This window comes from Halomonas sp. GFAJ-1 (genome assembly GCF_000236625.2).
Classification (GTDB): domain Bacteria; phylum Pseudomonadota; class Gammaproteobacteria; order Pseudomonadales; family Halomonadaceae; genus Vreelandella.
The window spans coordinates 44,302-71,032 of record NZ_AHBC01000019.1; the positions used below are offsets into that span (position 1 = coordinate 44,302).

Below are 26,731 nucleotides of genomic sequence, written 5' to 3' on the forward strand. Positions count from 1 at the left end.
AGATAAACGGGCGCAAGTATTTTAGTGGGCAGGTAGTTAACTTGCAAGCTGTCGTTGACGAACAGCTTCAAACAAACAAATACCCGTGGCGACTGAAACGTTCAGACTAGAGACCTGCCCTGCCATAGGCAGCTTGGCTAAATTGTCGCAAGCCTCCCGCGTCAGGCGGCGCATCCCCTTCCCTTCGGCACCCATAACAAGCGCTGTTGGCCCGGTCATATCAATCTCAAACACACTAGCCTCAGCCTCCCCAGCCGTCCCGGTAATCCAAACGCCGGCGTCTTTTAGCTTGGCTAAGGTGCGTGAAAGGTTGGTCACTTGGTAAACGGGCACCACTTCGGCGGCTCCACAGGCTACTTTGCGCACAGTGGCATTCAGGGGCGCTGCTTTATCCTTAGCGACAATGACACCATGGGCACCCGCAGCATCGGCACTCCGCAAGCAGGCGCCAAAATTATGCACGTCGGTAACCCCGTCTAGCACCAACAGCAGCGGAGGTGTCGGCGCCTGCCAAGCACGCAGTTTTAGCCAAAGCGATTCTTCTCCCTCGGGCACCAGCGGCGGGCAAAATGCCACAACGCCCTGATGAGCCGCACCTTGGGTGAGCTGATCTAACAGCTCCCGAGGCTGCTCTTTAATACGTGCACCCCGCGCCTGCGCATTGGCAACCACTTCTTTTAGGCGAGTGCCTGCACCTTGCTGAACCCATAATTCACGGGGCGTTTCGCCTCGCTCTAACAGGCTTTCAAGTGCGTGAACGCCGTACACGTGATCTAACCCATCAGGGGTACGGACAACCGGACGCGAGCTGCGCCGAGATGACGCCGACTTCATGCTCACTCCTTATTCGGCGCAGGTTTACGCGAGCCGTTACGCGTACGACGCGGCCCCCGGCGCGTTGGCTGTTTATCTGATGGAGCCGCAGATTTTTCAGCGCCCCCGTCTTTTCCACCACTCTTTCCACCACTCTCTCCACCACGACGTTTGCGCGGCTGACGACGCGGGCGCGGCTTCTCATCGGCCAAGCCAAAATCAATCTTGCGGTCATCCATATCGACCCGCGCTACCTGCACCGTTAGGCCGTCGCCCAGTCGATAGGTAGTGCCTGTGCGCTCGCCCTTGAGCCGATGTTTTTCTGCCTCATAGTGGTAGTAGTCAGAGGGCAGCGAAGTAACGTGCACTAAACCTTCCACATAGAACGCATCAAGGCGCACAAACAAGCCAAACTGAGTCACCGAGGCAATGGTGCCGTCAAAGGTTTCACCCAGCTTATCTGACATAAACTCACACTTAAGCCAGCTTTCAACGTCGCGGGTTGCCTCATCAGCACGCCGCTCGGTCATTGAGCAGTGTTCACCCAGCTCAAGCATTTGCTCAAAGGTGTAAGGACACCACTTGCTCGGCGGCTCGACGGGCGCGCCTTCGACACGCACCACGGTGTTAGTCTGGCGCGGCCCGCGAATAACCGAGCGTATAGCCCGGTGCACCAGCAGGTCAGGATAGCGACGAATTGGCGAGGTAAAATGCGCATACGCCTGATACGCCAAACCGAAGTGGCCTTCATTCTGGGGCGAATAGACTGCCTGATTCATCGAGCGCAGCATCACCGTTTGGATGATGTCAGCGTCTGGGCGATCAATAATCACTTCGCGCAGCGCCTGATAGTCCTGCGGAGTAGGCATATCACCACCACCCACCGAAAGCCCTAGTTCGCTTAAGAAAAGGCGCAGCTTATCAAGTCGCTCTGGGGTTGGGCGCTCGTGGATGCGGTAAAGCGCCGGCAAGTCGTGCTTATCTAAGAAGCGTGCCGTAGCGACGTTTGCGGCAAGCATGCACTCTTCGATGATCTTATGAGCATTGTTGCGGGTGCGAGGCACAATTTTTTCAATCTTGCGCTCATCGTTAAAGATAATTGCCGTTTCGGTGGTATCAAAATCAAGCGCCCCGCGCTCTTCCCGAGCCTCACGCAGCAAATGATAAAGCTCGTGCAGATTTTGCAGCGGCTTCACCAGATCCTGGTGCTGATTGCGCAGCGCCTCACCCTCTTCGCTCTCATTATCAAGTATGGCCGCCACCTTGTTATAAGTAAGGCGAGCATGTGACTTCATGACCGCTTCATAGAAGGAGTAGCGGCTAATGGCGCCGGTCTTTGAGATATTCATCTCACAGACCATCACCAAGCGATCGACATGGGGATTGAGTGAACACAAGCCATTAGAGAGTAACTCAGGCAGCATGGGCACTACTTGGCCAGGGAAATAGACCGAGTTGCCGCGCGTACGCGCCTCATCATCAAGCGCAGAGCCCGGACGCACATAGTGGGAAACATCAGCAATCGCGACCAACAGTTTCCAGCTACCCGACTTGGTTTTCCAGGCACATACCGCGTCATCAAAGTCTTTCGCAGACTCATCATCAATAGTCACCAGCGGTGTATCGCGCAGATCTATCCGATGCTGCTTATCCGCTTCCAGCACTTCCGCTGAAATACCGCTTGTTTGATCCAGCACTTCAGGCGGGAACTCAGCAGGAATATCGTAGCTGCGGATGGCGATATCAATTTCCATGCCGGGGTCCATACGCTCACCCAACACCTCAATCACTTCACCCACCGGCTGAACGCGGGTTTCCGGCTGCTTAACAACTTTAGCGGAAATCACCTGACCATCTTTAGCACCTGCGCTGGCCGTATGAGGAATTATCACTTCTTGAGTGATGCGCGGATTCTCAGGAATAAGCACGCCAAACTCCGGCGTATTGCTACGATATACGCCCACTATGGTTTGGGTGTTACGTGAAATCACATCCGCAATAGTGGCTTCATCCCGGCCTCGGCGGTCACGCCCGCTCACTCGAACCAGCACGTGATCACCGTGGAAAACGCGACGCATTTGCCGCGGAGGCAGTACCAAGTCCGGCTTTTTGCCATCATCACGCAAAATAAAGCCAAAACCATCACGATGCCCCAGCACCTTGCCTTTGATCAAATCAAGCTTATCAATGAGTGCGTAGGCACCACGACGATCGCGCAGCACTTGGCCGTCGCGCTCCATCGCCGCCATCCGACGACGCACCGCCTCAAGATGATCCTCATCTTCAATGCCGAGCATCCGACTCATGTTTTCATGCGTAATCGGTTTGCCGTAGCTTTCTAAAGCAGCTAGCAAGTATTCGCGGCTAGGCGCTGGATTATCGTACTTTTGCGCCTCGCGCTCGGCGTGCGGATCATCACTCAACGTCCAATACTTCATGCGATCAACATCCTTAATTGCGTCTGCGGGAGGCGAATAATAGACGCAGCCAGTAAATGCTGCGGGTGAGAGTATTCAGCTAGCGTTTTACAAGCTGGCTCAGCGGCTGGTTCAATTCCCATAAGGCTGAGTAAATTCATGTTTTGTTTGGTCATGTATGCAGTATAGCGCCGCATGTTCAATCACCCAACCATCTGGCGTCGTAAATGTGCGATTTATGGTATAAAAAAGGCCCTCTGGGGCTTGCATTTAACCGCGACCCGGGTATCATACGCGCCACTTGCCCAGATGGCGGAATTGGTAGACGCGCTAGCTTCAGGTGCTAGTGTCCGTATGGACGTGGAGGTTCAAGTCCTCTTCTGGGCACCAAACTACGTTGTGTTACCCCCTTTACACGATGTAGCTAGGTGCAGCCAAGTAGTAAGACTTTAAGCAGTAAGGCTTATAGCAATAGGCAGTATGTTTGTATTCGCCCAGGTGGCGGAATTGGTAGACGCGCTAGCTTCAGGTGCTAGTGTCCGTATGGACGTGGAGGTTCAAGTCCTCTCCTGGGCACCATACGAATACAAACAGTTGTTAGAGATGATGCGCCCAGGTGGCGGAATTGGTAGACGCGCTAGCTTCAGGTGCTAGTGTCCGTATGGACGTGGAGGTTCAAGTCCTCTCCTGGGCACCATTTTCAATAGCCCCGTTTGCATCTCTTTAAACGAAATTCTACGTAAAATTATTTCTGTTTATACCCCCCTCTGTTTATCCATTGACTTAGAATCCATTATAGCCCAAAGCTAATACGCTCTCTGTGGCGATACTTTTCTAAGCGTAGCCAGTCGCATTTGCAGGCATGGCGCCTTAATCAACTCTCGACGCCACTGCCCACCAGATATTAGCTAATCGCTTTCTTTCTAATCCCTTTTTTTGTTCTATTGAAAGCGCCCGGGCCTACGAGAGACATCTTCCAGCGCCCACCCTTGGGTACGTAGCTCTCCTTCCAGTACAGCCTCAAGCTCTGCCGATAGGTCTGGAAAAAAGTTAAGCCCTGTTCGCGCTTCAACTTCATCAATGGTGACAAGGTAATCTTCAAGCGGCTCATTGCCCCTCACGTCTTGGGGCATAATAAAGGCAAGTGCAAGCGGTGCCTCATCGTGAGGCGCTACGATAATTTTGTAAAAGGCCTCAGGCACTTCTACAAAGCCCACCCGATTAAACACGTTATCCATAAAGCGCTCAGGGAATACTGGCCCGGTTACCACCTGCAAGCGCTCAAAGCGCGGAGCAAAATGATCCATCACGGACTGTTCAAGACGCTGCCAAAGCTGACGATTTAAGTTGGGCCGCTGGGGCGTCATATTGCTCATTAAGAACGTATCCACTTGAGCACTTCGTCCGTGCACGGCAGCAATGGCATAGTTGGGCGCTAGATGGCCTCTGTCGTAGCCACTGCCTGCATAGCTATCAGCACTAATAGGCCATAACGTGCGCCAATCAGCTTGAAAGTTAGGCCTTGAGCCAATCCTCATATCATCTGGCACCGCAGTAACTTGATAGCTAACCCAGAGAGGGTTTACCCGCACGTCTGACCACCCCACTAGAAACCCATCGTTACGCAACACCCGGTGAAACGTAGTGGGATGAAACCCATCCCAGGTGGGCACGCCCATCCACGTGTAGGCATCCTGATGCTGGCGCCCCTGGAACTCCCATAGTCCGGTTCCCACCACCACAAACAGCACGGCAATACCCAGACGTCGACCCTGGCGACGCCAGCGCAAAAGCGATTTCCCCAACTACCTTACTCCCCTGGAATACTTACCTACTAAGCACCTATCTTCTAAGCACTTATTTTAGTTGATTTTTCTATTTGATTATTTTTACGTGTTTGTAGTGTTCATTTGGCACTAACGTTCGCAGGTGAAACGGCTACCAGCCAACCGAGAACATCGTTTCTAAATCGTGACGGGAGTGCACCTGCATGGCATTAAGGGTTTCGGTATCACTGATTCCCTCTACGGCGTTAAGCCGCTCGGTAACCAGTTCGGCCAGGCTTTCAAAGTCGCGGGTTCGCGCAATAGCAACCAAGTCGTAGCGGCCACAAGTGGAGTAAACCTCGCTGATGCCTTCAACATCGGCTAGACGCTCGGCGACCGCTTTGACCTGGCCCTTTTCAGTATTAATTAAAATAACTGCGTTTTGCATGGCGCCCTCCTTGAAAAATAAATATAAAAACCGCAAAGCGGCAATCGGCCGAGTATAACAGCCCACCGGACAAGACCAAGCACTGCGGCGTAACGTGACCAATTGTCGCGCTTTTCATAAGGTTATTCGCACAAATTTTTAGCATGCGCTAGCATATAGCTGGCAACGTTTATGCACCATGTGTTGAAACGTTAAAGAGGTGGAACCACCACCCGTAACTATGATCTAACGTCAGTCCGTGACGATAAGGAGATACCATGGCTAATCAAAGCCGTCGTAAGTTCATGCGTAACAGCGTTTTAGGTCTTGCTGCTCTGCCGCTGGGTGCTGGGATTCTTTCTAAAACTGCATTTGCACAAGAACTGCCGCGCCTAGACCCTTCTTCATCCACCGCTCAAGCACTTAACTACGTTGAAGTTGCAAGTGACGCAAGCGATCACCCCGCCTATGAAGAAGGCGAAGTTTGCGATAACTGCATGTTCTGGGTCGCCGATACAGAAGGTTGCCAACTGTTCCCGCAGAACAGCGTTGAGCCCAAAGGCTGGTGTCAGTCTTGGACCGCGCAAGCATAACGCCTAATCGCTTTGCTAACGCTATAAGTCATTACCCCGCGCCTGTCGCGGGGTAATTTTTTGGGAACCACTAGCCAGTGTCTTTGTTTTCCTCTTCTACCGGCCAGCGAAATCGATGGGTAACTCTACCCTCCTCTATTGACACCAGCTGTACCGGAAACCCCCAGAGCTGCTGTAAATGGCGTATAACTGGATAAACACTGCGGCTTAAGGGTCGACGGCTATCCTGAACGTGGTGCAGTGTTAACGAGCGATCACCGCGAATGGCGGCTTCTACCACTTGGATATTAGGTTCACGCAATGAAAGCGCATACTGGCTTGAAAGTGCATTGCGCACTCGCTTATACCCTCGGTCGTCATGAATCGCGGCCACCTCCATCGTTTCTGACTGATCATCATCGACGATTAAAAAAAGCTTAAGATCGCGCATGACCTTGGGCGACAAAAACTGCTGGATGAAGGATTCATCTTTAAAGTTACGCATAGCAAACTCAAGGGTGTCTCGCCACGCGCTGCCCGCTATATCCGGGAACCACTCTTTGTCCTCCTCAGTGGGAGCTTCACAGATACGCTTGATATCCATAAAAATCGCAAAGCCCAACGCATAGGGATTAAGGCCGCTGTAGTGGGAACTATCAAAGCCTGGCTGATTGATGACCGCCGCGTGGGATTGCAAAAACTCCAGCATCAGGCCTTCATCCACCTTGCCTTCGTCATAGAGCCGATTCATTAAGGTGTAGTGCCAAAAACAGGCCCAGCCTTCGTTCATCACCTGGGTTTGCCGCTGTGGATAAAAGTATTGCGCCAGCTTACGCACAATCCGCACAATTTCACGCTGCCAGGGCGCCAGTAACGGGGCATTTTTCTCGATAAAGTAGAGCAGGTTCTCCTGCGGCTCCGGTGGGTAGGAGACCCCATCATGCAACCCCAACGGATCATCATTGCTTGGTAGGCTACCCGGCAGCGGAACGATACCGCTAGGCGGCTCTGGGATCGTTCGCCAAAGCATGTTGACCTGGGTTTGCAGGTAAGTTTCGCGCTCCTCTTGCCGCTTGGCTTCTTCCTCCGCAGAAATAGGCGAAGGACGCTTATAGCGATCGACACCATAGTTTTGCAGCGCGTGACAGGCATCCAATAGCTGCTCTACCGCATGAACGCCATGGCGCTCTTCGCACTGAGCAATGTATTTACGGGCAAAAACCAGATAATCAACAATGGAGTCTGCATCAGTCCAGGTGCGAAACAGGTAGTTGCCTTTGAAAAACGAGTTATGCCCATAGCAGGCGTGGGCAATGACCAGCACCTGCATCATCAGGGTGTTCTCTTCCATCAAGTAGGCAATACAAGGGTTAGAGTTAATCACCAGTTCGTAGGCAAGCCCCATCTGACCACGTTTATATGCTTGCTCGACAGCAAGAAATTGTTTGCCAAACGACCAGTGATGGTAGCCCACCGGCATACCTACACTGGCATAAGCATCCATCATCTGCTCGGTGGTGATTACCTCTATTTGGTTGGGATAGGTGTCCAGCCGATACTCATCAGCGAGCCTGGCGAGTTCTTCGTCAAAGCGCTCTAGTACACTAAAATTCCAGTCGGAACCGGTGGCTATTGGTTTGCGGGTTACACTCATAGCGCACTCCTCTACTCGCGTTACCGCTCCTGGCTTAAGCGGCGCTTAAACAGCTCACGGAAGACAGGGTAGATATCTCCCGCATCAACAATCTGACGCATGGCAAACCGCTCAGAAAACTGTGCGGCCACCGTTTCATACTCATGCCAAAGCGACTGATGGTCGTGAGGGGTAATTTCTACATAAGCGTAGTACTGCAGTTGCGGCATAAGCTGTTTGATCAGCAAATCCCGACAAATATTTGAGTCGTCGTCCCAGTTATCACCGTCGGAAGCTTGCGCCACATAGAGATTCCACAGCCCGGCCGGGTAGCGCTTCTCAATGATTTTATTCACCAACGTGAGCGCACTAGAAACAATCGTACCGCCCGTTTCCCGGGAGTAGAAAAACTCTTCTTCGCTGACCTCCCGCGCCGCTGTGTGGTGGCGCACAAACACCAGCTCGACCTTTTCGTAATGTTTCTCTAAAAACAGATAGAGCAATAAAAAGAATCGCTTAGCGATGTCTTTATGGTTTTGCGTCATGGAGCCGGATACATCCATCACACAGAACATCACTGCTTGGCTTGAGGGCTGAGGCTGTGCGGCCAGCTGGTGATAACGCAGGTCGTAGGTATCAATGAACGGCACCGCTTCGATGCGTTTCTCCAGGCGCTCGACCTCGGCCTTCAGCTCGGCAACACGTGCAGGGTTGCGCAATACTGGGTCTTTACGCTCTTCGGCAGCTAGCGCGTCTTGAGCCTCTTTTAACGCCCGCTTGATAGGCGCACGCATGGCAATACGGCGTGCATAGGCTTCCCGCATTGAGCGGGTAATGCTAATACGTGATGGCACACCATCCCGAGCTAGCCCTGCCCGCACCATCTTGATTTCTTCGAGGGATTTAAGCGGCTTGCGTTGCAAATGAGGCAGCTCTAAACCGTCGAACACAAACTCCAGAAACTCCTCGCGGCTAAGGGTGAAGGCAAATTCATCGTTACCCTCGCCCTGGTTAGAAGCCCCCCCTTCCCCTGCGCCATCACCACCGCCCTGACCGCTAGGGCGGCGTATTTTATCGCCTTCCAAGAACTCCTTATTCCCCGGCGATACAATATTTCGCGCACCGCCGGGGCCGTGTTGAAAGACCGGCTCAGAGATATCTTTAGTGGGTATGGATATTTTCTCTCCCCGCTCCATGTCGGTGATGGAGCGGCGGTTCACCGCCTCCTCCACCGAACGCTTGATGTGCTTACGATAACGCTCTAGGAAGCGCTGTCGATTGACCGCGCTTTTGTGCTTAGCGTTGGGTCTGCGATCAATAAAGTAGGTCATACGACCTCCTTAACCGTGGCCTTAAGCGCTAGCCCTATTACCCGGCACTAGCCTTAAGAACCATCCGCTACTGGGATTTGCGTACACGTAAGTACCACTCCGACAGTAGCCTAACCTGTTTTTCGGTGTAGCCACGGTCTACCATGCGCGCCACAAAATCCTCGTGTTTTTTCTGGTCAGACTTCGAGGCCTTGGCATTAAACGAGATCACCGGTAGCAGCTCTTCAGTATTGGCGAACATTTTGTGTTCGATAACACCTTTGAGTTTTTCATAGGACTGCCAACTGGGGTTCATGCCGTTATTTTGCGCCCTAGCACGCAACACAAAGTTAACTACCTCATGGCGGAAGTCTTTCGGATTGGAAATCCCTGCCGGTTTCTCAATTTTCTCAAGCTCCTCGTTCAGCGATTGGCGGTTAAGCAGCTCGCCGGTTTCGGGGTCGCGGTACTCTTGATCCTGAATCCAAAAATCAGCATAGGTTACATAACGGTCGAAAATATTCTGGCCATACTCGCTGTAAGACTCCAGGTAGGCGGTTTGGATCTCTTTGCCAATGAAGTCCACATAGCGGGGCGCCAAAAACTCTTTAATAAAACCGATATAGCGCTCAAACACTTCAGAGGGTAGCTGCTCGCGCTCTAGCGCCTGCTCCAGCACATAGAGTAAGTGCACGGGGTTGGCCGCGACTTCTGTGCTATCGAAATTGAATACTTTGGAGAGAATCTTGAATGCAAAACGGGTCGATAACCCTTGCATCCCCTCATCAACACCGGCCGCGTCACGATACTCTTGAATCGACTTAGCCCGAGGGTCAGTGTCTTTCAGGTTCTCGCCATCATAAACGCGCATCTTCGAATAAATGCTGGAATTTTCTGGCAACTTTAGCCGCGAAAGCACCGAAAACTGAGCCAGCATACGCAGCGTATCCGGCGCGCAGGGCGCTGCGTTGAGGGAAGAGTCCTCCAGTAGCTTTTGGTAAATCTTGATCTCTTCAGAGACCCGTAGGCAGTAAGGCACCTTGACGATATAAACCCGGTCTAGAAACGCCTCGTTGTTGCGGTTATTACGAAACGCCTGCCATTCCGACTCATTGGAGTGGGCTAAAATCACGCCGTCAAAAGGAATAGCCCCCATGCCTTCGGTGGGGTTGTAATTCCCCTCTTGGGTCGCGGTAAGTAGCGGGTGCAGCACCTTTATCGGCGCTTTAAACATCTCCACAAACTCCATCAGCCCCTGGTTAGCGCGGCACAGCCCGCCTGAGAAGCTGTAAGCATCGGGGTCATCTTGTGAGTAAAGCTCTAGCTGACGGATATCCACCTTACCTACTAAGGAGGAGATATCCTGATTGTTTTCATCGCCCGGCTCAGTTTTAGAAATGGCGATCTGATTCAGCCGTGAGGGGTAAAGCCGCACTACCCGAAACTGGGAGATATCACCACCGGCTTCTTTAAGTCGTTTAGCAGCCCAGGGCGACATCACGCTGCGCAGGTAGCGGTGGGGAATGCCGTACTCCTGTTCCAGTAGTTCGCCGTCCTCCTCAGGAGAAAATAGCCCTAGCGGCGACTCATAAACGGGGGAGTCTTTAATGGCATAAAAGGGGATACGCTCCATCAGCAGTTTCAAGCGCTCAGCCAACGACGACTTACCGCCACCCACCGGCCCTAATAAATAGAGGATCTGCTTACGCTCTTCTAGCCCTTGGGCTGCATGGCGGAAGTAAGCCACAATTTGCTCAATGGCTTCTTCCATGCCGTGAAATTCGGCAAAGGCAGGGTAGCGGCGAATCACCTTATTCGAAAAAATGCGTGACAGACGCGGGTCTTTCGCCGTGTCGATCACTTCAGGTTCGCCTATTGCTTCAAGCATGCGCTCAGAGGCACTCGCATAGACCTTAGGGTCTCTGCGGCAAAGCGCTAGATACTCCTCCAGGCTAATGTCTTCTTGCTGTACGCGGGCGAATCGGTCTTGGACGTGATCAAAGATGCTCATTGAACTCTCCTGTAGCCCATCCTCAGGCAGCTACCGCACAAACACAGCGTTGTAACGGCGTACAAAACGAGGTGTCGCTTTATCAGCGTAGTCAGCATTAGCAAAAAGTAATTACTAATTCTTCAACGCTGCAGCGTTATGGTTATGAGCATGACAGAAGAGGTTTAGTTGCGTTGAAATCGCTCAGCGCATATTCGCTAAATCAAAATCAGCAGCCGTGAATAGAACGCAAAACGCCGCCATAAGGCGGCGCATCGACAATAAAAGCTGCATGGCGCGTTACTCTAGTACTGCTTTTACATCGACTAATAGCTGATCTAACAATTCAACGGTGGTGTTCCAAGCGCAGACAAAACGCGCACCACCGGCGCCAATAAAGGTGTAGAAGGTCCAACCTTTAGCTTTCAACGCTTCGATGGCCTGGGGGGGCAGTTCAACAAAGACGCTGTTCGCCTGGGTAGGAAACATCAGTGAAACACCGGGAAGTGCCTGCAACCCTTCCGATAAATAGCGTGCCATCGCGTTAGCGTGCTCAGCATTGGTCAACCATGCACCGCTTTCCAAAAGCCCCAACCAAGGCGCGGAAACATAGCGCATTTTTGATGCCAACTGCCCTGCCTGCTTACAACGGTAGGCAAAGTCTTCAGCCAAATCACGGTTGAAAAACAGAATAGCCTCACCAAACGCAAGGCCGTTCTTAGTGCCTGAAAAGCACAGAACATCGACACCCACCTGCCACGTGAGCTCGGCGGGGCTCGCATTGAGACCGGCGCAGGCATTGGCGAACCGCGCGCCGTCCATGTGCAGACGTAGGTCATGTTTATCGGCCATCGCGCGAATGGCGAGCAGCTCTTCACGCGAATACACCGTGCCTACTTCAGTCGCCTGGGTAAGCGAAACCACTTTGGGCTTGGGGTAGTGAATATCGCTGCGCTTGGTTACTAACGCCTCAATACCTTGCGGCGTTAACTTGCCATTCGCCCCTGGTGAGGTAAGCAGCTTAGCTCCATTGGAAAAGAACTCGGGCCCACCGCATTCGTCAGTTTCGATATGCGCCAGCTCATGGCAAATGACGCTGTGATAACTACGCCCCATCGCAGAGAGCGCCAATGAATTAGCGGCAGTGCCGTTAAAGACAAAAAACACATCGCAATCGTAGTCGAACATTTCACGAAAACGATCAGCAGCACGGGCGGTCCAACGGTCGTTACCGTAGGCTAAGTCATCGGCTTGATTAGCTTCTAGCAGATATTGCATGGCCTCCGGACAAATTCCGGACGTATTATCACTGGCTAAAAATCGTGGGGTGCACTCCGAGGGCATGGCAATAGTCCTTTTTATCTCGCGGTCGTACAGCGCGGGCTGGGTGCCACCCGCGCCTTGGAGATTTAACCGTGGTTAACAGCTAAATTGGTTAACCAGTCTATCGCCATTTAAACGTTTACGTCACCCGCGCTAATAACTTGACTAAAGCGCAGCGGCAAGACGCGTGCCTTGGTCAATAGCACGCTTGGCATCCAGTTCGGCCGCTTCATCTGCACCACCAATCACGTGGACACGACCGCCAGCCTGGCTGAGGGGGGCAATTAAATCACGCACCGACTCCTGGCCTGCACAAACAACAATCGAATCTACCGCCAGCACCTGCTCCTCGTCATCACGACGGATATGTAAGCCTGCATCGTCGATTTTAAGGTATTCGCAGCCGGTCAGGGTTTTCACACCACGCTGTTTTAGCGATGCGCGGTGCACCCAGCCCGTGGTTTTACCCAGATTCTTGCCGGGCTTAGAACTTTTACGCTGCAGCATAACAATTTCACGGGATGAGGCTGGTGGCATTGGCGATTTTAAACCACCCCGCTCGCCCATAGCGAGGTCGACACCCCACTCATCGCACCAGGCATCTAGATCCAGTGAGGGATGCCCTTGGTGGGCCAATAGCTCTGATACATCAAACCCAATGCCACCCGCGCCAATGACCGCTACGCGCTTGCCTACCCGCTCGGGTTGCTCAATCGCTTCAGCGTAGCTAAGCACGCTGGGGTGATCAGCCCCTGGGAGTGCCAGCTCTCTGGGCATCACGCCGGTGGCAACCACCACCTCATCAAACTCAGCGAGGTTGTCGGGAGTGGCCGCCGTGTTTAAACGCACTTCTACCCCATGCTTTTCCAACATAACGCGGAAGTAACGGAGGGTTTCATTGAACTCCTCTTTGCCGGGGATTTTGCGGGCATAGTTAAACTGCCCGCCCAGCTCGCTGCGGCGCTCAAACAGGACCACGTGGTGCCCTCTACTTGCCGCTGCGACAGCAGAAGCCAGCCCCGCTGGACCACCGCCCACCACTGCTACCTGCTTAGGCGTTTGCGCGGGGTCAAGGTTTAACTCGGTTTCGTGACAAGCACGGGGGTTTACCAAGCATGAAGTCAGCTTGCCCATAAAGGTGTGATCCAAGCAGGCCTGGTTACAGGCGATGCAGGTATTAATTTCTTCCGCCAAGCCTGCTTCGGCTTTGCTTACCCACTCTGGGTCAGCCAGAAAAGGACGCGCCATGGAAACCATATCGGCGTGACCTTCAGCCAGCACGCGCTCGGCCACCTCCGGCATATTGATGCGATTGGTGGTAATCAGCGGGATAGAGAGCGCTGATTTAATACGCTTAGTGACTTCGGTAAAGGCGGCGCGGGGAACGCTGGTGACAATGGTTGGCACCCGCGCTTCATGCCAGCCAATACCGGTATTAATCACGTTAGCGCCGGCAGCTTCAATGGCCTGCCCAAGCTGAACCACCTCTTCCCACGTGCTGCCCTCCTCCACTAGGTCAATCATCGAGAGGCGGAAAATCAGCAAGAAACGCTCGCCGACCGCTGCACGAATACGCGCAACAATTTCCACGGGGAAGCGGATACGCTGCTCGAAGCTACCGCCCCATTCATCATCGCGCTGATTAGTACGCTGGCAAATAAACTGATTGATCAGATAGCCTTCGGACCCCATGACCTCAACACCGTCATAACCCGCCTGCTGGGCAAGCGTTGCGCAGCGCACGTAGTCAGCGATTTGCTGCTCAACGTCATCGCTTGAAAGCGCCCGCGGGGTGAATGGGTTGATAGGCGCCTGTATAGCGGAGGGGGCCACTAGCTCAGGAGAGTAAGCATATCGGCCAGCGTGAAGGATCTGCATACAGAGATGCCCCCCCGCCTCATGCACAGCGTCCACCACCTGCCGATGCTCTTGTACCTGGGACTCATCCATCAGCGCATTAGCGCCCTGAAAAACCGCGCCTTCGGCATTTGGAGCAATACCCCCGGTAACGATCAGACTAACGCCCGCGCGCGCGCGCTCGGCATAAAACGCGGCCAAGCGCTCAAAGCCGTTGGGCGCCTCTTCTAAATTGGTATGCATCGATCCCATCAGCACACGATTGGGAAGCGTTAAATGGCCGAGGGTCAGCGGGCGAAAAAGGTTGGGATAAGCGGGCGTATGGTTCATCACGGTGCTCCTACAGTGTTAGAGCTTCACTATTGTTAGAACTTCTAAATTTTAGAACTTCTTGCCGAAAACATTCAAACAAGCGTATGACATACTTGCCACGACGTACAGACCTTTACCCATCTTAATATCACGCTTTGAAATCACGACGGTACTGGGCCGCCTTAGGCCTTGCTCATCACGGCAAAGCGCGTCACATTAACCGGCTAACAATTAGGGAACGTGCTATGCCATTGATTTATTTTTTACCGCCACTGGCCACGGTGTTGATCTGGTCAGGGAATATGACTATTAACCAATTAACCGTCGGTGCTATTGCCCCCAGCAGCATCGCTTTTTTACGCTGGTTGTTAGCTCTGGTGGTCATGACTCCGTTTGTGCTGCCTGCAGTACTACGCCACCGTGAGGAGATATATCGCAACTGGCCTAAACTGGCGCTACTAGGGCTATTAGGCATGGGGCTGTGGCAAGGCTTAGCTTATGTGGCGGCTGAAACGACCACTGCAACCAATATGGGCATACTAGCGGCCATGGTGCCTCTATTAACAGTGCTGTTAAGCGCGCTCATTTTACGCGAACCGCCCACCTTAGGCGGGGTCGTTGGCGGTGTGCTGGCTTTTGTGGGGGTAACCGTGCTGCTTGGCCGAGGTAACCCGCTCTCCTTACTGCAGCTCCAGGTCGCCTACGGTGACGCGCTGATGGTCGTCGCCGCTACCTGTTACGCCTTGTATGGCGTGATGCTTAAGCGCTGGGCAATGAACTTACCGCCCTGGGTAATGCTCTATGCTCAGGTCTGCTTTGCGGTGCTGTTCTTGCTACCACCTTATTTAATGGGCCCAATGACACCGGTGGATAGCCACAATATTTGGCTGATTCTCTACGCGGGCATTCCTGCCTCAATTATCACTACTTTTTTATGGATGCGCGCAGTGCGCCAAATCGGCGCTAACCAGTCGAGTATTTTTATCAACCTGATGCCGCTGTTTAGTGCGCTTATTGCGATGGCATTTTTAGGTGAGCGGGTGGCTGGATTCCACTTCATCGGCGGGCTGTTAATTTTGGCGGGTGTGATCATGGCGCAGACGCTAACGCGGCCGCTGGTGCGTTCGGTGGCAGCAGATAAAACGAGCAGCGCTCAGCAATGATACAATAGGCTAACTTCATTCGACGGCCGGGAACCTTATACATGTCCCTAGAAGACCTGCATCTTAATCTTCGCAATCTCAACAGCGATGACTACGAACAGCTCAAAACGCTGATGGACGCGGTGTATCACGACATCGGCGGTGCGTGGCCAAAGCACACCATTGACAAGCTCATCAAGGAATTTCCCGATGGCCAAATTGCCATTGAGGATGATGGAATATTGGTGGGCGTAGCACTTACTGTACAGGTAGATTACGACGAGTTTTCTAATCCGCATAAATATGACGACCTCATCGGCCATCGTGAAACGATCCTCAACAATGAGGATGGCGATGCCATGTACGGGCTGGATGTGCTGATCCACCCCGACTACCGTGGCTACCGTCTAGGACGGCGTTTATATGAAGCACGCAAAGAGCTGTGCCGGTCACACAACTTGCGCGCTATTTTAGCCGGGGGGCGGATACCTGAATATCATCAACACGCGGTAGAACTTACGCCAGCCCAATATATTGAAAAAGTCTCTCGTAAAGAGATTTACGACCCCATTTTATCGTTTCAACTGGCAAATGATTTCCAGGTAAAGCGACTACTGCGTAAGTACCTGCCAGAAGATGAACAGTCACGTGGCTACGCCACTCTACTTGAGTGGAATAACATCCTGTTTGAACCCGCTGAAAGCGTGCTCGATACCCGCCCCACGCAAGTTCGCGTAGGTGCCGTGCAGTGGCAAATGCGTGAGTTCGCGTCTGCTGAAGCAGCACTACAGCAGATTGAATACTTTGTAGATGCGTTATCAGATTACCAAAGTGACTTTGCCGTTTTTCCCGAGCTATTCACAACGCCACTGATGGGCTTGCAAGATCGCGCCGCCCAAAAAGACCAGACGGCCGCTATACGCTTCCTTGCAAGCTTTACCGACCGATTCAAGAGCGAGCTGTCGAGAATGGCAGTCTCATACAACATCAACATTGTTGGTGGCTCTATGATTGAGGTGGGTGAAGATGATCGACTCTATAATGTCGCTTATCTCTTCCACCGAGACGGCGAAGTAGAGAAGCAGTTTAAACTGCATATCACCCCACAAGAGCGCCGCGATTGGGTGATTGAGGGTGGCGACGAACTGCAAGTATTCGACACCGACGCAGGACGCGTAGGCATTTTAATCTGTTATGACGTGGAGTTCCCGGAGCTTGGCCGCCTACTGGCTGACCAGGATATGGATATTCTTTTCGTACCATTTTGGGTCGACACCAAAAACGGCTACCTGCGTGTACGCCACTGTGCACAGGCACGTGCCATCGAAAACGAGTGCTACGTGGTGATATGCGGCAGCGTCGGCAACTTACCCTCGATTGAAAACTTGGATATCCAGTACGCGCAATCAGCTGTGTTTACGCCGTCTGACTTTGCCTTCCCCCATGATGCAGTACTGGCAGAAACGACGCCTAACACCGAAATGATCTTCTTCTCGGATCTCGATTTAACGCGCCTGACGGTGGTGCGTGCCGAAGGCTCGGTGACCAACCTAAAAGACCGCCGCAAAGATCTGTTTGACCTTCGCTGGCGCGACTGGTCCTGGAAGTCTGGGGCTAACCTGGAAGAGTAAACCAATAACGCCGCTCAATTCGAGCGGCGTTATTTTTTAGCGCGCGTCACTTAGCTCAATCAGGCCAGACAAGATGAGCGGGCACCCGCCCTTTGCTATCAAACACCACGCCTTCGTCACGTAGCTTTTGATGCTGGCGCGCAGCACCACCATGGTCAGCTAGCGTCAGCGACGCGGCGATTACCCGGTGCCAGGGCAACTGATGCCCGTCTGGCAAGTGACGCATGGCCGAGCCCACCATGCGCGGGGTAGCGCCCTCTGTCATTGCTGCAACACGCCCATAGGTCGTCACCCGTCCAGCGGGAATCTGATCAACGATGGTATAGATTTGTTCAAGCAGCTCCGGGCGCGGCATTGCTTTCTCGACTGGTTTTTCTTAATGACTGCTTGTCTCAGCGGCTAGACGGTGTTTTAGAGCGCTTCGACCAACTGATCAATGGCTTGAAACGCTTCTTTTAGCGCCGCATCGCGCTTTTCATCGCCCATGTTTAAACCTTCAGCAAAAACGACCTCGACATCGCTAATGCCCATCAAACCAAGCATGGTTTTTAGATGTGGCGTTTGGCTATCAAGCTCGGTGCCCGCGTACTGACCACCACGGGCAGCGAGAATAATCGCCCGTTTGCCTTCAATCAAACCCTGGGGGCCATTTTCAGTGTAGCGGAAGGTTTCACCGGCACGTAGTACCCGATCGAACCACGCTTTTAACTGAGAAGGAATGCCTAGGTTATACATCGGCACCGCCAGTACCAGCACATCGTTGGCACGCAGTTCTGCCAATAGCTCATCGGAGTAGGCCGCTAACGCTTTCTGCTCAGCACTGCGCTCTTCGGCAGGGGTTTGCCAGGCACCTAGTTCCTCAATCGCCAAATGGGGGAGTGCATTGGCTACCACGTCCCGGTGAGTGACCGCTACGCCAGAGCGAGACTCCGCCAGCGCTTTAAAATGGTGGGCAAGCGCATTCGACTGCCCGTTGTCGCCCAAAATAGAAGAAGTCACCAGCAGCGCTTGAGTGGTCATAAGATAGCCTTTAACAAATAAGTAGTTGGTATTGGGGCTATTTTACGGTGCTTTTAGATAAGCAAAAGCGCAACGTTTTCCCAGTTTTATTCGACAAAATCGAATCATGATGTCGTAAAAAAGCCCCACCCTGCTTTTTCAGGGTGGGGCTAGACGACCATTAAGATCAGGTTACTGCTTTTTAGGCCAAGCGTTCGGGTCTACCTTGTTAGCCAGTTTGGGGAATCGGCTAGGGTCGAACACCGGCTCTTTGCCCGCTTTAAGCTGCTCGTCATAATCTCGGAACAGCGCAAACGCGATGGGCGACAGCAGTAAGATAGCCACCAGGTTGATAATCGCCATCATCCCCATGGAAAGGTCGGCAAAGTTCCAGATAGCACCAAGACTCGCCACCGAACCCACCATAATCATACCCAGTACCGCTAAGCGATAGATCAGCACAGCGACCGGTGCCCGGCGTCCTGCCAAGTACTCGATATTCGATTCACCGTAGGAGTAGTTAGCAATGACCGAGGTAAACGCAAATAGCAAGATAGCCACGGCAATAAACATACCGCCCCATTCACCCACGTGGCTGGAAAGCGCCATCTGGGTTAGCTGAATACCGTTACTCTCTTCGCTGGTTAACAGCTCAGGCCCCGCCATAATGATAATCGCCGCCGTCGCAGTACAAATCACTAGCGTATCCAAAAACACACCCAGCATTTGGATAAACCCCTGGGCAGCGGGGTGGTTAGGTCGTGTACTGGCGGTAGCTGCCGCGTTAGGTGCCGACCCCATACCCGCCTCGTTGGAGAACAGACCACGCTGAATACCGTTCATAATCGCCTGAGAAATGGCGTAGCCCATTGCGCCACCGGCCGCCTGCTCCAAGCCAAACGCGCTTTGTATAATGGTCATAAAGGCAGCGGGTAAATCGCTAATATTCAGCGCCACAACGATCAGCGCAAGCACCAGATACAGCAGCGCCATTAACGGCACCACCAGCTCGGCTACTTTGGCGATCGACTTCAGACCGCCAAAAATAATCGGCGCCACTACAACCATTAACACCAGCCCCATCACCCAAGTGGGAACTGCAAAAGCCTGCTCCATCGCTTGGGCAATAGAGTTGGCCTGCACACTGTTAAAAGCCAGCCCAAAGGCAATAATCAAGCAGATAGAAAACAGCACCGCTAGCCAACGCAACCCAAGACCGCGCTCAATATAACGGGCAGGGCCACCACGGAAGGTGTTATCACCGTGGTCGGTTTTGTATGCCTGAGCCAGGGTAGACTCCACAAAGCTGGTAGCCATACCCACCATGGCGGTCATCCACATCCAGAAAATCGCGCCGGGGCCGCCAAAGTAAATAGCCACCGCCACACCCGCAAGGTTGCCAGTACCTACCCGTGCCGCCAAGCTGGTGGAGAGCGCCTGGAAAGAGGAAATACCACCGTTAGATTGGCGAGATGTGCGCAGCAGTTTGAACATATGGCCGAAATAGCGCACCTGAATGCCACGTGTCATCACAGTGAAATAGAGGCCCGCGCCGATCAAAAGATAAATCAGCACGCTGCCCCACAGCAGTCCGTTGCCGCGATCAACCATCGCCGTCAACAGAGGAGGAAGAGTAAAATCCATACCAAACACGCCTTTTTGAAACTATGAAGGCGCATCATTCTTCACGGCTGCACTAAAATGGCAAGAAAATTGGAAAAATAATCTAAAAATAGCAAGAAAACCCTTACTAACCTTAACATCCAGTCAATGTCACCAACAAACGCCGCAGACCGCCCTGCTCCCGATGCTCCCCGAGCCACACACCCTGCCATGTACCTAGCGCTAAACGCCCATCGCGCACAGCTAAGGTAAGCTGTGTCCCAAAAAGGCTCGCCGCCACATGGGCGGGCATGTCATCTGGCCCTTCAAGCGTATGACGAAAATAAGTCAGCCCATCGGGCACCAAACGGCGTATAAACGCATCCATATCGAGACATACATCAGGGTCGGTGTTTTCATTTAAAGTAAGCGATGCGGAAGTGTGCATAAGCTGCAAATGAAGCAACCCTTGGCTGCAATCAGCCAAACAGGGCAATGCCCTGGCAATATCATCGGTCACATGATGAAAGCCCCGCGGCATTTCTGGGAAATGGATCTCCTGCTGATGCCACATAGACACTCCTTGTTTGTTGTTAAAATTATTGATCGTGCTGCCGAAGAGTATGAGTGGTAAGCCACTGCTGCCGTTAAGTGTAGTCGACGACAACCATGGCGCTTACTCCTCGACACTGCTAGCGTTAGCGTTTTTAAGTTAAATGAATAGGAGAGCATGATGCTTAAATCGGCCTGTTACGCTGCGGCAAAGCCAGGGATCGCAGCATGTTGCGGCCTATTGTTAGCAGGCTGTACCGGCATACCTGCAGGTACCGAACCTGTCACCGACTTTGAACTTAACCGCTACCTAGGCAAATGGTATGAAATAGCGCGCCTGGATCACTCTTTTGAACGTGGTCTTGACTGCGTCACCGCCGACTATAGCCTGCGTAGCGACGGGGGCGTAAGAGTCATTAACCGGGGCTATAGCCTAGACGATCAAGAGTGGAATGAAGCTGAAGGGCGCGCCTATTTTATTGACGACGAAAGCGTTGGACGTCTTAAAGTCAGCTTCTTTGGCCCCTTTTACGGTGGCTATAATGTGCTTGAGCTAGATGACGACTACCAGTGGGCGCTGGTCTCTGGCCCCAACCGCAACTATCTCTGGATTCTCGCTCGCACACCGCAAATCGATAGCGAGCTAGAACAAAGCCTGCGCCAGCGGGCAGCCGAGCTTAACTTCCCAACCGATGAGTTGATCGACGTCGTGCAGGATCAAAACTGCCCGCCGCGCTAAAAGGTACTGCCTTAATAAGTTCAGCCTTGGGGCAACGCAGGCACCCGACCGGCCATTTGGTCGGCTAAAAACGCTACAAAGGTATTGATGCGGGCAGGAACATGGCGGCGGTGCTCATATACCGCATAGAAATCCGCCCGCACCCCCTGCCAGCTTGGCAATAGTGGTAAAAGCGCCCCGCTGGCAAGATGCTCGTTAACATCCCACCAAGAGCGCAGCATGACACCATGCCCATCAAGCGCTAAGCGGGTAATCACCTCGCCGTCATTGCTGGCAAGCGGGCCACTCACTTTGACGGATTGAACATTCTCAGGGGCATCGCAGCGCTCAAAACGCCACAGCGGAAAATCGCTATCGTTTTCACGGATCACCAAACAGCTGTGCTGAGTAAGATCAGCGGGCACGTTTAACCCCGGCATGCGTTTAATGTAGCTAGGCGATGCACATAGCACACGCCGGTTCGCCAAAATGCGCCGCGCCACCAAGCGAGAGTCTGGCGGCGCCCCAATTCGTACGCCTACGTCAAAGCCGTGGTCACTCAAGTTAAGCGGGAAATTGGTCAACTCCAGCCAGCTTTCGACACCTGGGTTCTGAGTCCTAAAGCGCGACAGCAGCGGTGCAATATGACGTCGACCAAAACCAAAAGTGGCGTTTACCCGCAGCCGTCCACTCAGCATTTGGCTGGTAGAATCGCTTAAGGCAGCTTCCAGTTCCTTAAGCTCTTCCAGAATCAGCCCACCCTGTGAAAGGTAGCGCTCGCCTTCGGCGGTGAGCGTTAAACGCCGCGTGGTGCGTGCAGCAAGCGACACCCCAAGCCGCCCTTCCAGCTGCTTGAGCCGTTTGCTCACCGCCGAGAGTGAAAGCCCCAACTCACGGGCAGTGGCGGTTAAGCTACCTGCCCGCGCCAGCTGCTGAAAAAAAGCCAAGTCATCTAATGGGGCCATCAATTCTTCACTTTAAAGCAATAGTAAATTGAAGTTTAGCCTGATTATCTCTACTGCCATAGGTACTACACTCATCTCCCATAAGGATATTTTTCATCGTCTACTCTTAATAACTTATTACCTAAGGAAGTCTCCATGGCCCACCGTATTGCAGTAATTGCTGGCGACGGTATTGGCACCGAAGTAATGCCTGAGGGCCTAAGCGCCCTGGAAGCAGCTGCGAGGCAGTTCAACATCGCCCTTGAGTTCACCACCTTTGAATTTGGCAACTGCGACTACTACCTTGAGCATGGCAAAATGATGCCCGATGACTGGTTTGAGCAGTTAAAAGAGTTCGACGCGCTGTTTTACGGTGCCGTGGGCTGGCCCGACAAAGTGCCCGACCATATTTCTTTATGGGGATCCCTACTGCAATTCCGCCGCCAGTTTGACCAATACATTAACCTACGCCCCTGCAAGCTAATGCCCGGCATTAAAAGCCCGCTAGCAGGACGCAATGCAGGCGATATCGACTTCTACGTTGTGCGCGAAAACACCGAGGGTGAGTACTCAAGCATTGGGGGCAAAATGTTTGAGGGCACGGAGCGTGAGATTGTTATTCAAGAAACAGTGATGACCCGCACTGGCGTTGACCGCGTACTGAAATATGCCTTTGATTTGGCCCAAACCCGCCCGCGCAAAAAGCTTACTTCCGCAACTAAATCCAACGGCATCTCAATCACCATGCCCTACTGGGACGAGCGCGTTGCTGAAATGGCGAAACAGTACCCGGATATCGAGGTGGATAAATTCCACATTGATATTCTCACCGCTAACTTTGTCTTACATCCAGACTGGTTTGATGTCGTGGTCGGCAGCAACCTGTTCGGCGATATTCTTTCCGATCTTGGCCCCGCCTGTACCGGTACTATCGGCATTGCTCCCTCGGCCAATATCAACCCGGAAGGCAAGTTCCCCAGCTTATTTGAGCCGGTACACGGCAGCGCGCCAGATATCGCCGGTAAAGGGATCGCCAACCCTATTGGCCAGATCTGGTCCGGCGCTATGATGCTGGAGCATCTAGGTTATAAAGAGGCCGCTGACGCCATGGTAAGCGCCATTGAAGCGGTACTCAGCGAAGGCGATAGCCAAGTGCTTACCCGCGATGTAGGCGGCCAAGGCACCACGGCAAGCCTGGGTAAAGCCATTGCTGAGCGTATTAGCCGTTAAAAAAAGCCTCACTGCAACAGCAGTGAGGCTTGTCTGGGCATCAGCGTGTGAGTGCTAGCTCGCCAGTTTGGCGGCAATCCCGGCAACGTGTTTGCCCTGGAAACGAGCAATTTTAAGTTCACGCTCGTCTGGCTGGCGGGAACCGTCGCCACCAGCCAGGGTAGCGGCACCGTAAGGCGTGCCACCGCTGACTTTAGAAATATCAAACTGCTCTTCAATACCGTAGCCAATCGGCACAATCACCATGCCGTGGTGGGCAAGGGTGGTCCAGGTAGAGGTAATGGTCATCTCATCACCGCCACCGGTACCCGTCGAGGTGAACACACTGGCCACCTTACCGCGCAGCGCGCCTTTGGCCCACAGGCCACCGGTTTGATCAAGGAAGGTACGCATTTGGCCCGCCATGTTGCCAAACCGCGTTGGGGTGCCAAAAATAATCGCGTCGTAATCGGCAAGCTCCTGGGGGGATGCTTCAGGCGTCGTAAAATCCTGCTTACCGCCAGCATTTTTAAACGCATCTTCTGGCATCGTCTCAGGTATACGTTTAACAGTGACCTCTACGCCATCCACCTCTTTAACGCCTTCCGCTACGGCGGCGGCTAGGGTATCGATATGGCCGTACATAGAATAATAAAGCACCAATACTTTCGTCATTGTTCACTCCTTTGCATTGCGATGGGCCGCCCTTAGCGGGCTTACGAAAATCAGACTGAATACGATTTTGAAAGGCTGGCTACACTTTAGACCAGGGTGAGGTAGAAAAAAGCGAATGTTTTCGACGCCCTCCTTCGATTTCATCGATGTGAGCGCCTTGCGCTTTATAGGGTTGAGCACTAGCTTTTTAACATCCCGCAAACGTTCTAATCCAAGGAGCCTGGAATGACCATTTTTGAAGCCCTACGCAAGGATCACGACATTCAACGGGATTTACTGGCTCGCCTAGTAGAAACTCACGGCGATAGCGAAGAGCGCGACACGCTCTATCAGCAGGTGCGCGCCGAATTGAAATACCATGCTAACGCTGAGGAGCGTGCCCTCTATATACCCATGATGGATATCGATCTCACCCAGGAAAAAGCCCGCCATAGCGTTGCCGAGCACCACGAAATTGACGAGCTGATCGAGCTTTTAGATACAACCGACTATAGCGCTACCAACTGGTTAACCCACGCCAAGCAACTTCAGCACTTGGTTACCCACCACCTAGACGAAGAAGAGCAGGAGGTTTTCCAATTGGCAGGCCGTGGCCTGCAAGAGAAGCAGAAAACCGCGCTGGCGAGTGAGTACCAATCAGAAATGAAGCGTCAGCGTACTGAGTAATTAAGACGCCTCTCGTCGCTAACCTAAGCGCTTATACCCGAATGGATATAAGCGTTTTTTTATCCACGTATTTTCATGTTCGCACCCACCATTTTCATGCGAACGACGCATCCTCTTGTGGCGAAGCTCATGCATGGTAAAGGTAGAGCATCTTAAAAGCTGATTCCCTATGCCAAGGAACCTCCCATGCTAGGCCAATGGCTCGACTGGACGCTCGACGACGAAAGCCCCACACCTCGCAAGGGTCGCTTTGCGAGCGGTACCTATGACTTTCATGCGCCAGGCATTTTGGAGCTAACGCCCGATGTTGTGCGCCCTAATGCTTACGCCTGCGTGTTTTCAGCGGCTGTTCATGGCAATGAAACCGCGCCGGTAGAGCTACTCGGAAACTGGCTATGTGCCCTTGAAGCCAGCACAGTGCAGTTAGGTGCTCCAACACTGGTGATACTGGGCAATATACCGGCCCTGAAAAAACAGCAGCGCTTTCTTACTACTAATCTAAACCGCTTATTTAAACGGGACTTGGAAGATAAAGGCGACGAGCCCGACCGCGCCCGTGAGCTAATGGCAGCTGTCGACACTTTTTACGCCCGGCATCAGGCGCTACCAGCGCTGCATTACGACCTGCATACCGCCATTAGAGAGAGCCTCTTTACACGCTTTGTGGTGGAGCCCTTCGCAGAGAGCCCTACCGAACCCGCCCAATGGGCGTGGCTAGCCGCAGCGGATATGCAGGCGGTATTGCACCAGCATCAACATAGCTGGACGTTTTCCCATTACAGCAAGCACTACCACAGTGCCCAATCGTTTACCTTCGAGCTGGGACGTGTGGCGCCGTTTGGGCAAAACGATATGGCCGCCCTTGAGCCTATGCTCACGCTTATTTGTGCGCTGGGCAGTGGTGATGAGCCGCCCCGTCAACCCGCTGATACCATGACGTTTTTTCGAGTAAAGCACGAGCTAATGCGGCAGTCAGAAACATTCTCCCTCTGTTTTGACGACGATGTGCCCAATTTTAGCCGCTTTGAACCAGGCACCTGCCTTGCTCAAGACAGCATCGCCGGTGATTTTATTGTGGAAGAAACGCCGCTACGCGTGGTATTTCCCAATGCAAACGTAGAAATAGGCGCACGGGCAGCGCTGCTTGTGGTGCCCTGCCAACCGGCAAAGCCACTTTAAAGCCACTAACCACACAACCAAAATATTTTTAAAAAGCTTTGATAACAACAACGTAGAGGTGGCTTCAGGCTGGCAGGTAGGCGTTAAGATAAAAGCCAATCTTATAAAACACGCGTATCATGCAGAGTCCTGATAGAATCGCCCCTTTTTCGCGCCAGCCGCCTACCAAGCACGCGTTTTAAACTCGTTGCTACCGCGGCAACCCTGTACTGGAGCCTAAGTTATGGCTAATACGCCTACTCCCCTTGAAGTGCGTAATATAAAAAAGCGCTTTGGCGATACAGAAGTCCTTAAAGGCCTCTCCCTTGAAGCCCAAAAAGGTGACGTGATCACCCTCATTGGTGCATCAGGGTCAGGCAAAAGTACCTTCTTACGCTGTATGAACCTGCTGGAACAGCCTGATGAAGGCGAGTTGTTTGTCCACGGCGAACAGATCCTCTTCAAAACCACCCGACATGGCCGTGAGCCTGCGGACTGGAAACAAGTGGTGCAGATGCGCGCCAAGCTATCGATGGTGTTTCAGAGCTTCAATCTCTGGGCTCATATGACACTGCTCGAAAACATTATCGAAGCGCCTATTCACGTGCTAGGTAAGCCCAAAAAAGAGGCCCTCGAGCATGCCCACGCGCTGCTAGAGCGGGTTGGGTTAAGTGCACGCGCAAACGCCTACCCTGCCCAAATGTCCGGCGGCCAGCAGCAGCGCGGTGCCATTGCCCGAGCGCTGGCCATGGACCCAGAAGTGATGCTGTTCGATGAGCCCACGTCTGCCCTCGATCCAGAGCTGGTGGGCGACGTTTTGAAGGTAATGCACGGCTTGGCCGAGGAAGGGCGCACCATGGTAGTGGTCACCCACGAGATGAGCTTTGCACGGGATGTTTCCAGCAAAGTGGTTTATCTCCACCAAGGCTTGGTAGAGGAAGCGGGGGCCCCAGCAGAAGTACTCGGTAACCCGCAGTCACCGCGCTTAAAACAGTTTCTAGCCCCCAAATATTGA

General features: G+C 53.0%; 23 protein-coding genes and 3 tRNA genes. 11 read left to right on the forward strand and 15 right to left on the reverse strand.

Annotated features, from left to right (window positions below):
- Window positions 1-36 precede the first annotated feature (36 nt).
- Both rlmB and rnr read right to left on the reverse strand, forming a co-directional pair.
- Window positions 37-834: a 23S rRNA (guanosine(2251)-2'-O)-methyltransferase RlmB gene (gene rlmB / locus MOY_RS04910; protein ID WP_009097142.1), complete on the reverse strand. Its 798-nt coding sequence runs from the start codon at window positions 832-834 to the stop codon at window positions 37-39.
- Between the two features lie 2 nt (window positions 835-836).
- Window positions 837-3,251, reverse strand: a complete 2,415-nt coding sequence (gene rnr, locus MOY_RS04915; protein WP_009097145.1) for a ribonuclease R — start codon at window positions 3,249-3,251, stop codon at window positions 837-839.
- A gap of 282 nt (window positions 3,252-3,533) precedes the next feature.
- On the opposite strand from rnr, the gene MOY_RS04920 reads away from it, so the two are divergent.
- From MOY_RS04920 to MOY_RS04930, 3 genes are all read left to right on the forward strand, one after another.
- Window positions 3,534-3,620, forward strand: a tRNA-Leu gene (locus MOY_RS04920).
- 102 nt (window positions 3,621-3,722) lie between these two features.
- Window positions 3,723-3,809, forward strand: a tRNA-Leu gene (locus MOY_RS04925).
- Between the two features lie 31 nt (window positions 3,810-3,840).
- Window positions 3,841-3,927, forward strand: a tRNA-Leu gene (locus MOY_RS04930).
- A gap of 244 nt (window positions 3,928-4,171) precedes the next feature.
- Here MOY_RS04930 and MOY_RS04935 read toward each other — a convergent pair.
- On the reverse strand, window positions 4,172-5,020 hold the full coding sequence (locus MOY_RS04935) for a DNA/RNA non-specific endonuclease (protein WP_009097148.1): 849 nt from the start codon (window positions 5,018-5,020) through the stop codon (window positions 4,172-4,174).
- Between the two features lie 148 nt (window positions 5,021-5,168).
- Window positions 5,169-5,444, reverse strand: coding sequence for an Lrp/AsnC family transcriptional regulator (locus tag MOY_RS04940; RefSeq protein ID WP_009097150.1), 276 nt, complete (start codon window positions 5,442-5,444; stop codon window positions 5,169-5,171).
- A 257-nt stretch (window positions 5,445-5,701) separates the two neighbouring features.
- Here MOY_RS04940 and MOY_RS04945 point away from each other — a divergent pair, with 257 nt between their 5' ends.
- Entirely contained in the window at window positions 5,702-6,016 is a 315-nt protein-coding gene (locus MOY_RS04945) for a high-potential iron-sulfur protein (protein ID WP_009097152.1), read from the forward strand.
- A gap of 70 nt (window positions 6,017-6,086) precedes the next feature.
- Here MOY_RS04945 and MOY_RS04950 read toward each other — a convergent pair whose 3' ends face one another.
- The 5 genes from MOY_RS04950 to MOY_RS04970 form a co-directional block, all read right to left on the reverse strand.
- Complete coding sequence (locus tag MOY_RS04950; RefSeq protein WP_009097153.1) at window positions 6,087-7,649, reverse strand: SpoVR family protein; 1,563 nt, start codon at window positions 7,647-7,649, stop codon at window positions 6,087-6,089.
- 20 nt (window positions 7,650-7,669) lie between these two features.
- Entirely contained in the window at window positions 7,670-8,959 is a 1,290-nt protein-coding gene (locus tag MOY_RS04955) for a YeaH/YhbH family protein (protein ID WP_009097156.1), read from the reverse strand.
- Window positions 8,960-9,026: 67 nt separating this feature from the next.
- Entirely contained in the window at window positions 9,027-10,949 is a 1,923-nt protein-coding gene (locus MOY_RS04960) for a PrkA family serine protein kinase (protein ID WP_009097158.1), read from the reverse strand.
- Between the two features lie 279 nt (window positions 10,950-11,228).
- Window positions 11,229-12,272: a threonine aldolase family protein gene (locus MOY_RS04965; protein WP_035540112.1), complete on the reverse strand. Its 1,044-nt coding sequence runs from the start codon at window positions 12,270-12,272 to the stop codon at window positions 11,229-11,231.
- A 144-nt stretch (window positions 12,273-12,416) separates the two neighbouring features.
- Window positions 12,417-14,438 carry an NADPH-dependent 2,4-dienoyl-CoA reductase gene (locus tag MOY_RS04970; RefSeq protein WP_009097162.1) on the reverse strand — a complete coding sequence of 674 codons (2,022 nt, stop codon included), beginning with the start codon at window positions 14,436-14,438 and terminating at the stop codon, window positions 12,417-12,419.
- Window positions 14,439-14,665: 227 nt separating this feature from the next.
- Between MOY_RS04970 and MOY_RS04975 the strand changes: the two genes are divergently transcribed.
- A complete protein-coding gene (locus MOY_RS04975) occupies window positions 14,666-15,583 on the forward strand; it encodes a DMT family transporter (protein WP_009097164.1) in 918 nt (305 codons plus the stop codon).
- 41 nt (window positions 15,584-15,624) lie between these two features.
- Window positions 15,625-17,193 carry a carbon-nitrogen hydrolase family protein gene (locus MOY_RS04980; RefSeq protein ID WP_009097166.1) on the forward strand — a complete coding sequence of 523 codons (1,569 nt, stop codon included), beginning with the start codon at window positions 15,625-15,627 and terminating at the stop codon, window positions 17,191-17,193.
- A gap of 55 nt (window positions 17,194-17,248) precedes the next feature.
- Here the strand turns inward: MOY_RS04980 and MOY_RS04985 are convergent, their stop codons facing one another.
- From MOY_RS04985 to MOY_RS05000, 4 genes are all read right to left on the reverse strand, one after another.
- Window positions 17,249-17,548: an MGMT family protein gene (locus MOY_RS04985; protein ID WP_009097168.1), complete on the reverse strand. Its 300-nt coding sequence runs from the start codon at window positions 17,546-17,548 to the stop codon at window positions 17,249-17,251.
- Window positions 17,549-17,604: 56 nt separating this feature from the next.
- Entirely contained in the window at window positions 17,605-18,213 is a 609-nt protein-coding gene (locus tag MOY_RS04990; RefSeq protein ID WP_009097170.1) for an FMN-dependent NADH-azoreductase, read from the reverse strand.
- Between the two features lie 171 nt (window positions 18,214-18,384).
- Window positions 18,385-19,836, reverse strand: a complete 1,452-nt coding sequence (locus MOY_RS04995; protein ID WP_035540114.1) for an alanine/glycine:cation symporter family protein — start codon at window positions 19,834-19,836, stop codon at window positions 18,385-18,387.
- Between the two features lie 112 nt (window positions 19,837-19,948).
- Entirely contained in the window at window positions 19,949-20,368 is a 420-nt protein-coding gene (locus MOY_RS05000; protein WP_009097174.1) for a secondary thiamine-phosphate synthase enzyme YjbQ, read from the reverse strand.
- A 159-nt stretch (window positions 20,369-20,527) separates the two neighbouring features.
- Here MOY_RS05000 and MOY_RS05005 point away from each other — a divergent pair, with 159 nt between their 5' ends.
- Window positions 20,528-21,085, forward strand: a complete 558-nt coding sequence (locus MOY_RS05005) for a lipocalin family protein (RefSeq protein WP_009097175.1) — start codon at window positions 20,528-20,530, stop codon at window positions 21,083-21,085.
- 20 nt (window positions 21,086-21,105) lie between these two features.
- Here MOY_RS05005 and MOY_RS05010 read toward each other — a convergent pair whose 3' ends face one another.
- Window positions 21,106-22,029 (reverse strand): LysR family transcriptional regulator, encoded by a 924-nt coding sequence (locus MOY_RS05010; RefSeq protein WP_009097177.1) that lies wholly within the window; start codon window positions 22,027-22,029, stop codon window positions 21,106-21,108.
- A 135-nt stretch (window positions 22,030-22,164) separates the two neighbouring features.
- On the opposite strand from MOY_RS05010, the gene MOY_RS05015 reads away from it, so the two are divergent.
- Window positions 22,165-23,238, forward strand: coding sequence for a tartrate dehydrogenase (locus MOY_RS05015; RefSeq protein ID WP_009097180.1), 1,074 nt, complete (start codon window positions 22,165-22,167; stop codon window positions 23,236-23,238).
- A gap of 54 nt (window positions 23,239-23,292) precedes the next feature.
- Here the strand turns inward: MOY_RS05015 and wrbA are convergent, their stop codons facing one another.
- A complete protein-coding gene (wrbA, locus tag MOY_RS05020; protein ID WP_009097182.1) occupies window positions 23,293-23,892 on the reverse strand; it encodes an NAD(P)H:quinone oxidoreductase in 600 nt (199 codons plus the stop codon).
- Window positions 23,893-24,117: 225 nt separating this feature from the next.
- Here wrbA and MOY_RS05025 point away from each other — a divergent pair, with 225 nt between their 5' ends.
- From MOY_RS05025 to MOY_RS05035, 3 genes are all read left to right on the forward strand, one after another.
- Entirely contained in the window at window positions 24,118-24,558 is a 441-nt protein-coding gene (locus MOY_RS05025) for a hemerythrin domain-containing protein (protein ID WP_009097185.1), read from the forward strand.
- A 186-nt stretch (window positions 24,559-24,744) separates the two neighbouring features.
- The gene (locus MOY_RS05030) at window positions 24,745-25,737 is read left to right on the forward strand and encodes a succinylglutamate desuccinylase (RefSeq protein WP_009097187.1); all 993 of its coding nucleotides are present in this window, start codon (window positions 24,745-24,747) and stop codon (window positions 25,735-25,737) included.
- Between the two features lie 223 nt (window positions 25,738-25,960).
- Entirely contained in the window at window positions 25,961-26,731 is a 771-nt protein-coding gene (locus MOY_RS05035) for an ABC transporter ATP-binding protein (RefSeq protein ID WP_009097189.1), read from the forward strand.

Excerpts from the sequence above, each read along its gene's own strand:
- rlmB (WP_009097142.1), bottom strand. The coding sequence starts at position 834 with ATGAAGTCGGCGTCATCTCGGCGCAGCTCGCGTCCGGTTGTCCGTACC.
- rnr (WP_009097145.1), bottom strand. The coding sequence starts at position 3,251 with ATGAAGTATTGGACGTTGAGTGATGATCCGCACGCCGAGCGCGAGGCG.
- MOY_RS04940 (WP_009097150.1), bottom strand. The coding sequence starts at position 5,444 with ATGCAAAACGCAGTTATTTTAATTAATACTGAAAAGGGCCAGGTCAAA.
- MOY_RS04945 (WP_009097152.1), top strand. The coding sequence starts at position 5,702 with ATGGCTAATCAAAGCCGTCGTAAGTTCATGCGTAACAGCGTTTTAGGT.
- MOY_RS04950 (WP_009097153.1), bottom strand. The coding sequence starts at position 7,649 with ATGAGTGTAACCCGCAAACCAATAGCCACCGGTTCCGACTGGAATTTT.
- MOY_RS04955 (WP_009097156.1), bottom strand. The coding sequence starts at position 8,959 with ATGACCTACTTTATTGATCGCAGACCCAACGCTAAGCACAAAAGCGCG.
- MOY_RS04960 (WP_009097158.1), bottom strand. The coding sequence starts at position 10,949 with ATGAGCATCTTTGATCACGTCCAAGACCGATTCGCCCGCGTACAGCAA.
- MOY_RS04965 (WP_035540112.1), bottom strand. The coding sequence starts at position 12,272 with ATGCCCTCGGAGTGCACCCCACGATTTTTAGCCAGTGATAATACGTCC.
- MOY_RS04970 (WP_009097162.1), bottom strand. The coding sequence starts at position 14,438 with ATGAACCATACGCCCGCTTATCCCAACCTTTTTCGCCCGCTGACCCTC.
- MOY_RS04975 (WP_009097164.1), top strand. The coding sequence starts at position 14,666 with ATGCCATTGATTTATTTTTTACCGCCACTGGCCACGGTGTTGATCTGG.
- MOY_RS04980 (WP_009097166.1), top strand. The coding sequence starts at position 15,625 with ATGTCCCTAGAAGACCTGCATCTTAATCTTCGCAATCTCAACAGCGAT.
- MOY_RS04985 (WP_009097168.1), bottom strand. The coding sequence starts at position 17,548 with ATGCCGCGCCCGGAGCTGCTTGAACAAATCTATACCATCGTTGATCAG.
- MOY_RS04990 (WP_009097170.1), bottom strand. The coding sequence starts at position 18,213 with ATGACCACTCAAGCGCTGCTGGTGACTTCTTCTATTTTGGGCGACAAC.
- MOY_RS04995 (WP_035540114.1), bottom strand. The coding sequence starts at position 19,836 with ATGGATTTTACTCTTCCTCCTCTGTTGACGGCGATGGTTGATCGCGGC.
- MOY_RS05000 (WP_009097174.1), bottom strand. The coding sequence starts at position 20,368 with ATGTGGCATCAGCAGGAGATCCATTTCCCAGAAATGCCGCGGGGCTTT.
- MOY_RS05005 (WP_009097175.1), top strand. The coding sequence starts at position 20,528 with ATGCTTAAATCGGCCTGTTACGCTGCGGCAAAGCCAGGGATCGCAGCA.
- MOY_RS05010 (WP_009097177.1), bottom strand. The coding sequence starts at position 22,029 with ATGGCCCCATTAGATGACTTGGCTTTTTTTCAGCAGCTGGCGCGGGCA.
- MOY_RS05015 (WP_009097180.1), top strand. The coding sequence starts at position 22,165 with ATGGCCCACCGTATTGCAGTAATTGCTGGCGACGGTATTGGCACCGAA.
- wrbA (WP_009097182.1), bottom strand. The coding sequence starts at position 23,892 with ATGACGAAAGTATTGGTGCTTTATTATTCTATGTACGGCCATATCGAT.
- MOY_RS05025 (WP_009097185.1), top strand. The coding sequence starts at position 24,118 with ATGACCATTTTTGAAGCCCTACGCAAGGATCACGACATTCAACGGGAT.
- MOY_RS05030 (WP_009097187.1), top strand. The coding sequence starts at position 24,745 with ATGCTAGGCCAATGGCTCGACTGGACGCTCGACGACGAAAGCCCCACA.
- MOY_RS05035 (WP_009097189.1), top strand. The coding sequence starts at position 25,961 with ATGGCTAATACGCCTACTCCCCTTGAAGTGCGTAATATAAAAAAGCGC.